7 protein-coding genes and 1 pseudogene are annotated in these 6,441 nt (G+C 39.8%); all 8 read right to left on the reverse strand.

Annotation, left to right across the window (positions count from 1 at the left end; genetic code table 11):
* Positions 1-285: pseudogene (locus NST74_RS29805) on the reverse strand (replication initiation protein); the annotation flags it as partial.
* 1,139 nt (positions 286-1,424) lie between these two features.
* Complete coding sequence (locus NST74_RS29810; protein ID WP_341116039.1) at positions 1,425-2,117, reverse strand: HNH endonuclease signature motif containing protein; 693 nt, start codon at positions 2,115-2,117, stop codon at positions 1,425-1,427.
* A gap of 44 nt (positions 2,118-2,161) precedes the next feature.
* The gene (locus NST74_RS29815; RefSeq protein ID WP_341116040.1) at positions 2,162-2,575 is read right to left on the reverse strand and encodes a LuxR C-terminal-related transcriptional regulator; all 414 of its coding nucleotides are present in this window, start codon (positions 2,573-2,575) and stop codon (positions 2,162-2,164) included.
* 488 nt (positions 2,576-3,063) lie between these two features.
* Positions 3,064-3,438: a hypothetical protein gene (locus tag NST74_RS29820; RefSeq protein WP_341116042.1), complete on the reverse strand. Its 375-nt coding sequence runs from the start codon at positions 3,436-3,438 to the stop codon at positions 3,064-3,066.
* 109 nt (positions 3,439-3,547) lie between these two features.
* A complete protein-coding gene (locus tag NST74_RS29825; RefSeq protein ID WP_341116043.1) occupies positions 3,548-3,862 on the reverse strand; it encodes a hypothetical protein in 315 nt (104 codons plus the stop codon).
* A 24-nt stretch (positions 3,863-3,886) separates the two neighbouring features.
* A complete protein-coding gene (locus NST74_RS29830; protein WP_341116045.1) occupies positions 3,887-4,210 on the reverse strand; it encodes a hypothetical protein in 324 nt (107 codons plus the stop codon).
* Positions 4,211-4,626: 416 nt separating this feature from the next.
* Entirely contained in the window at positions 4,627-5,136 is a 510-nt protein-coding gene (locus NST74_RS29835) for a DUF3967 domain-containing protein (RefSeq protein WP_341116046.1), read from the reverse strand.
* 285 nt (positions 5,137-5,421) lie between these two features.
* Positions 5,422-6,441, reverse strand: a 1,020-nt coding sequence (locus NST74_RS29840) for a hypothetical protein (protein ID WP_341116047.1), incomplete at its 5' end; no start/stop codon positions are given.

Raw genomic sequence — 6,441 nt, forward strand, 5'->3', positions numbered from 1 at the left:
AAAGGCATAGATAGGCGCTTGACCGCTGGATTCGATACTAAACGTCACAGGATACTCATAGCGCCCCAACAGCAGTTGTATGTAGTCTGTATCCTCTCCGTTTTCTGAAATGCTTTTACCGTCAATCAGGCGCTGCATAAGACCTTCCTGCATGACCGCATCGTAATTATCGGCATCATATGTATACCAAAGCGTGTCGACATTGAACAGAAAATGCTTTGGATCAGGACAATACCTTTTTTTTCCCCGAACTGTCCCGTTATTCTTAGTATATAATTGCGGCATTCCAACCCCTCCTAAACATCAACACATATAAAATTCGATTTTAGATATAAAAAGCGTTGTTTTCTAGATTTATCGTATGATTTACTCCCGTTTACTTCATCGTTCGTGTAGTGGAGGGCTCAAACCTTAGAGCAGTAAGGGTTTGGCTCGTATTCAGAGGGTCTACCGTGACCCCATATTATAAGCATTGGGGTCTCGCACCATTTTGAGCATTTACGCCCCTAACCCTTCCTCCAAATCCTTGCATTCTCTATGAATATTTAACAATAGAATAAGTGCGAGAAAACTACGGATTAATGAACTTCTATGAAGCGTATTACTTCGTCTGAATTATCGAAATAATCAAGATGTAAGCAAATCATCAAAGCATAAACTCCAACCCTGTATTCAAGATGACTCACTCTATGAACTTCATATCTCTTATCCTCGCCTACCGAAACACCTCCGATTGTGTAATGTTCTCCATCAGGCAACTCTTTAATTGTCTTTTTTTGCACATTGTTCAGTATCACGAAACTCATCCTCTCTAAAAATGATTTGCCTCCGGCGGCAAGGGTTGACACCCTTGAACCCTAATGCCTCCGGCAGGCGGGCTATGCCCTGCACCCTTCCCTCGCCGGGTAGCAGGTTCCCGAACACAAGGTTCGGAAACGGCTGTTAGGGTAGGTGGCAGGAACCACTCGTCAACCCTTCGGGTCCTTCACTCCGTTCCGGCCGCTATGCGGTGACGGCTTTCATGAGGCGCTATAACCGCTACGGAAGGCGCTACACATCCGCTACGGAACCGATACGAAAAAAGGCCCTCCTGATTCCACAAAGGGATTCAGGAGGGCCTTTCCGCAACTTAGTTCCTATTGATCACAGACTAAAAATCCGCTACAATGAGATACAAAGCCATGCTTTCAGCGCCGCGCCTGTTTCTCCGATGTGTCGATCGGTTAAACAGCTTAGAATCTAGTAAATTCTAGCCGTCGTGAAACGTGGCCTTTTCATTTATCTAAGAAAATATTACCATGAGCCTAGCATTCATTGCTAGGCTTTTTTATTTAGAAGATTTATTTTCCTCACTTGGGGTGGTGCGCAACGCGTTAACTTTACCTTCTAGCCTCGCCGCCTTACCTCTCAGAAGAAATAAGCATCTATGTAGTCGTTATTTCGCTCCATCTTCTTGATCTTTTCTGCAGCTTCTTCTCAAGAGGAGGGTTTACATTCTTATAAAAGCTTTCAATACTCAATTCACCTTGATGATATGTAAAAACCCCTAAACTAGGAAGCCAATACTTTCTCCGACCTCCCTTTACTAACAATAAAACCAAATTGTTTTTGATTATATCTAACTCACGTATCGCCTGATCTAGCGAAACGCTTTGGATTTCCTGATAACGTTCAATAGTGGCTTCAGCAAATTTCGCGTCTTCAAGCACGTCAGGCTGATTTATCATACAGTCCGGGCACAGCAAAACATAATTACTCAATTCGTTAAATATAAATGGGTCAATTCTACGAATTTGAACTGCCCTTTTATCCATTGCTCTTCCGCAGTTTTCACATCTTCCGTCCTCTGCTGCATGGATTTCTGTAACCGTTTTGAGCGAATACCGATTTCTCCGGCTATAATTCACCAACAAATTATTGTTGATGTAGATATACTCATTTTCAAGACGGTAACACTCCACCCCGTCCTGATCGATCCCTTTAAACTTCGCATGTTCTCCGTTCTCTATTAAATCCAAGAGAAGATCAAAAGCATCATCTTTTGAAATAGATGAGTTCATCCGATGCGCGCTTTCTATAGCTTCATCGGTAATCTGAATTTTTTTCCAGTTTGGCATTCTACCTCTCCCTCCCAATAACCATAATTGTAAGCCACCTTGGCTTATTTGTTTATTCTCAAAAAATTTCTAACAGTTCCCTCTGAGATACCAATTCGCCTTGCTATCTCACTATTTGATATTCCCTCCTTTTTCCATTCCATGATATTAGATTTTTTTTGATCTGTTAGTTTAGATTTTCGACCTTTTTGTTGTTCTGTCCATTTGTTTAATTCTTGTTTTAAGTTTTGTATATGTTCATTTTGTTCTTGTTCGTTTTGAACTATCATATCCCACATATACAACAGATTCTCAAAAAAATCAGTATAATCGTGATACTTATTTGTTCGACGATCTGTCGGTTTGCTAATATGATCTGATAGTTTGTTCCAACTTTCTGCAAGATTTTTGTAGTATTGCTTAATATCGTAGTCGTATTTTTTTAAATCTCTATTACTTCCCCATGAAATTTTACTCATTTAATCACCTCGTAATTATGCTTAATTACGAGGTGATTTTAAAGTAATACTATCTTATTTGCAAGATAGTTCTTGATTGATAATTGTCTCGTGCATAAGCCTTTACTTCAAATTTCAACTCCAAAATCAGCCATTGCCGCTCCAAGACCCTCACAGACCGATTTCTAGCCACCATACTAGCCCCGACAAGCATAAGCCCTTACTTTTATACTAAAATCAGCTATTGCCCTTACAATCCCTTTACAGACCGATTTCCAGCCACCCTACTCCCCCCCCGACAGGCATCAACTCTTATTTATAACGCTAAAATCAGCCGTTGCCGCTCCAAGACCCTCACAGACCGATTTCTAGCCACCATACTAGCCCCGACAAGTACAAGCCCTTACTTAAATACTAAAATCATCCTTTGCCGCTCTAAACCACTCACAGACCGTTTTCCATCCACCCCATAATGAAACTGCTTAACACACAAAAAAAAGACAAACCCCTCATACGTCTGAAGGTTTTGCTTTTTTATCCACTAATTTTTTATATGACAGGAAATTAGGGAATAATTCATTGAAATCATGATACTTACTTTTCTCTATCTCCGTCATTTCAGTTTCAGAAATTAGATAAAAGACTCTTTTTTTAATAATTATTCGTCGCTCAGGATCAAATTTCGATTTTCTTTCCCAATGAATACATGCCCTAGGCACAAGCAGTAATCCAGATATTTTTGCAACTCTTTCAGCGATCTGAACAGTTTTCCAAAAAGTAAATTCTTGTTGCATCTTATGATACTCAACAGCAGTTATATCAGGGAAACGATACAAAAACTCTTGAGGGTCATTTTCTATTTTTTCTATCTGCACAATGCTCACTTCTACTTCATCTCCTAAAATCACTTTGATCCAAAAGAAAAGTAAGAACCGTGCAGCGTAATATAGATATATTTATATCTAATACATCCCACGCCCCACGGTCCCACCGTCACAGATTTCTTACTTTTGAATTTTCTGAGTTTTCTAAATTTTCTATGCCAAAATCTAAAACATTAGCAAATTCGAAAATTTTTCTTTTCAAAATTCTTATTGCTTCGTCTGAATTAATTCTTTTATCATGTGAAAGATTTTCAGTTAAAGAAAAAAAACTAGACAATGTAAATATTTTTGCAGCATTAATAGCTTCCTCTTGTGTCATAGTTTTACGAGCAAGCTTATAAGCATTTGATGAAAGTTTATTTATATCGTAATCCCATTCTCTCTTTCCCCCGATAAAATCGCCCATTCTCAAAAACATTGTCATATTCACATACCCCTTTACCAGATATTAATTAACTTCATAAATTAGTTGATCTTCTTTTGGGTTTATTTTGAGATATACGTACAATGGAATTTGATCAGTAGGAAATAAATAATATGGCTTTTCATTACATAAGTAACGGTTTTCCCTGAATTTCTCCCGTTCTTTTCGACTCATAATTTGACCATTCACAGCAATTCTTCCGCTTAATTCACAGGTCATTAATAATTGCTTAAGGCATATTTTTTCAATACGATTTTCCCAAAGTTCATTTAATTTCACAGGATTAACTTCTTCTCCGAAATAGTTGCAATCGTCAATATAGGTCTTAGGTGATTTTAGATATGCCATCGTAATTCCCCCTTGCATCCCTATCCACACCAACTCTTGAAAACGAAAAAAAGGACAGGGTTTGCCCCCGTCCTTTTCCATTGCCAAAATATATACAGATAGACTAAACTGTGTTAGTCCATCGTACTTTATGTATAACTCAGCGTCGGGAGCAACCTTCGCTAAGTTCCCGGCCTTGATGTTGACGCATCAAGGGTTGGGGTTGGATATTAAATTTGTCTAAACAGTAACCTTTGAATAAATTTTTGTCAACGGAATTACTAGCGTTCTTCCATGTTTTAATTGTAATTATATGTTAAAAATAAGCACTTAGATTAATATATATAATATATTAATTATCCTGCGCGTAAAAAATCACCCTACCACTAAATATTTTTCTTTCAAGTTCCACGCCAAAGCTTTAAAAATCACTAGGATTAAGAAGAATCATTAGACTTACGCCAGAATTTCCACCACTTTTTATCATTTGCAGCCGCCAGCATACGGCGAGTCTCCAATATTTCGCGCAAAATCACCGTTATGTTAGCGTTTTGGTCATCCATTCGCTTATGAATTCGTTCCAACTCTGCCGCCTGTCGCTCGTTACGCTCGGCCATCTCTTTAACGGCCTCCATCATTTGGTCATAGCGCTTATCATATCGCATTAGGTCATGTTTTTCCGACTCTAAAACAGAAGGCGCTATAGCATCGAATGACCTTAAATTCCTTGTGGCTACTACTTCTGCTGCTGAATCTACGGTCATACCGCTACGCTCGCATAGCGCCTTAAGTTCTTGAAAGGCCGTAGCGTCTTTATCGCTATACTGCCGTTGCCCACTTCCGTCCTTAAAAACGATATACCCATGCTTTTCAAGAGCTCCACAATACTTACGAACTGTACCGGGTTCAACTCCAAGAAAAGCAGCAATATCCTTGGTTTTTTTCATCTTAGCTATCATTCCCTATATCGGATTAATAACGCTACAAATCCCGCTATGAACAGGCTATTTTCGTGCCAGTTTTAATGATAGTTCTCTACGCTCGAGACAGTCAACGCAATTAACAAAACCGCTGCAACATGTTTTTGTATCCAAAACGATGTGATTTGTCCCCAAAACAGCGCACTTTGGATACAAAACAGCCTATTTTGGGGACAAATCACTTTACTTTAGGTACGAAAAATAATATATTTTCTTCACAGTGTTTAATTCGCTCATTGAATCCCCCACGGATCAATGAGCATTTTCATTTATTAGCACCTTTTCTGCGTTATGCAGCCTCTTTTTATGAAGAAGCTCTTCCAACAGCTCCAGCTTATTGCTTGTTTTCTGCCGCTCTGCCATAGTTCTCTTAAGCATTTGCACATCCATGAGCGCTCTCCGCTTTTTCAACACATCCTCTGTGAAATCCTTCTCCTTCTCCCCTTCATTGTCATGGAACATGTTTACGAATATCTTCATAGCTTCAATAAAGAAATCGGCATCCGGTTCTAGCTGCTCATTCAGAATCAGTTTCTGCAGTCTGCCGCGAATTTGCGGAATTTCCCGCTCCTTTGTAGTGTCTATATCTTTTAACCGGAAGATATAATTCTTCGTCTCAACAAAGTGATTTGGGTCGCCCTGGCGGACTGTTTTCCAAAATGCGGACGGATGATCGAATTTACTCATTAAATGCGTCCAGAGCAGCGACAGCCCGTCCAAACGGAGTAAGAAGTCCATCGTATCAAATATCCCCGTCTCGCCCGTCTCTTCACACGCAAAGCCCTTCAGGTAGTCTCGATGCACCTCAAACTCCAAGTTCCAAATTTTTTCAGCGTCCATACCATGCTGCTTGTAAATTTCTCGGAAATACTCTTTCTTTTTTTTAGTAATTTCAATGGACTTGTTATAAAGACGCATTTGCAATCGTGAACGGTCTCCAAAGTACACCGTCTCGAACTCCCCCGTACATGGGTCTAATTTTACAAAATTAGGCTTATTGTCGTTACCCACATTCCTTGGGTACTCCATCATTTTAAGGTCGTCCAGCGTCCATCTAAATTGGTCTGAATGGACGCATAGGTCAATCCGGTTAGGCTTGGATGCTTCATATGAAAATCCAAGTGCTGTTAGCACCTCCAGCGACTCCAGAAAGGCATCCTGTACGCCCAAGTCCCACAGCTTGAATTGATTAATCTGAACCTTTACCGGATATGTTCCGTCATTACGCCGACGCCGTGCGAAGTAAATCGCCATGTCCTGATTTCGAATCTG

Source organism: Paenibacillus sp. FSL F4-0125 (assembly GCF_038008565.1).
Taxonomy (GTDB): Bacteria; Bacillota; Bacilli; order Paenibacillales; family Paenibacillaceae; genus Paenibacillus_AQ.

What these genes read in the sequence shown, in the direction of transcription:
- NST74_RS29810 (WP_341116039.1), bottom strand. Translation starts at nt 2,117, where the DNA reads ATGCCAAACTGGAAAAAAATTCAGATTACCGATGAAGCTATAGAAAGC.
- NST74_RS29815 (WP_341116040.1), bottom strand. Translation starts at nt 2,575, where the DNA reads ATGAGTAAAATTTCATGGGGAAGTAATAGAGATTTAAAAAAATACGAC.
- NST74_RS29825 (WP_341116043.1), bottom strand. Translation starts at nt 3,862, where the DNA reads ATGACAATGTTTTTGAGAATGGGCGATTTTATCGGGGGAAAGAGAGAA.
- NST74_RS29830 (WP_341116045.1), bottom strand. Translation starts at nt 4,210, where the DNA reads ATGGCATATCTAAAATCACCTAAGACCTATATTGACGATTGCAACTAT.
- NST74_RS29835 (WP_341116046.1), bottom strand. Translation starts at nt 5,136, where the DNA reads ATGAAAAAAACCAAGGATATTGCTGCTTTTCTTGGAGTTGAACCCGGT.